This is a genomic window from Dietzia sp. SYD-A1, assembly GCF_015356725.1.
In the GTDB taxonomy this organism is placed as follows: Bacteria; Actinomycetota; Actinomycetes; order Mycobacteriales; family Mycobacteriaceae; genus Dietzia.
The window spans coordinates 1-584 of record NZ_JADDKI010000700.1 but is presented as its reverse complement, the minus strand read 5'-3'; the positions used below and the strand labels follow the sequence as shown (position 1 = coordinate 584).

The 584-nt window shown below is 72.9% G+C and carries 1 protein-coding gene and 1 pseudogene; both read left to right on the top strand.

What is annotated here, in order from left to right; genetic code table 11:
- The coding region (locus IY392_RS18770; protein ID WP_194862041.1) for a DeoR/GlpR transcriptional regulator at positions 1 to 378 on the top strand (378 nt) is incomplete at its 5' end.
- Positions 375 to 584 (top strand): annotated as a pseudogene (locus IY392_RS18765) (1-phosphofructokinase); the annotation flags it as partial. The gene IY392_RS18770 and the pseudogene IY392_RS18765, both read left to right, overlap by 4 nt.

Sequence of the window (584 nt, the reverse complement as noted above, 5' to 3'; positions counted from 1 at the left end):
GCGCTCCACCGCTCCGGCGCCACCCCGCTCCACCTGCTCGGCGGCTCCGTCCGCGGCCTCACCGGCGCGTGCGTGGGCGCGACGGTCCTGCGGGCCCTGGACGCCATCCGGGTGGACATCGCCTTCCTCGGCACCAACGGACTCACCGTCGATCGGGGGCTGACCACCCAGGATCCCGACGAGGCGGCCGTCAAGAGCGCCATGTGCGACGCGGCCCGCCGGGTTGCGGTGCTCGCGGACTCCAGCAAGTTCGGCCACGAGTTCCTCATCTCCTTCGCGGACCTCGACCGGATCGACGTCCTGGTGACGGACTCCCCGCCCACCGGCGCACTCGCCGGCGCCCTCCACGACCGTGGGATCGAGGTCGTCCTGCCGTGATCGTCACCCTCACCATGAACCCGTCGGTGGACCGCTCGGCGGTGCTCGCCACAGCGCTGACCATCGGTGGGGTCAACCGCATCGCCGACTCCCACGACTCGCCCGGAGGCAAGGGGATCAACGTGGCCCGGGTGCTGGCCGCGGGCGGGACCGAGGCCACGGCGGTCTTCCCCGCCCCCGCCCACGACCCGTTCGTCGACATGTGC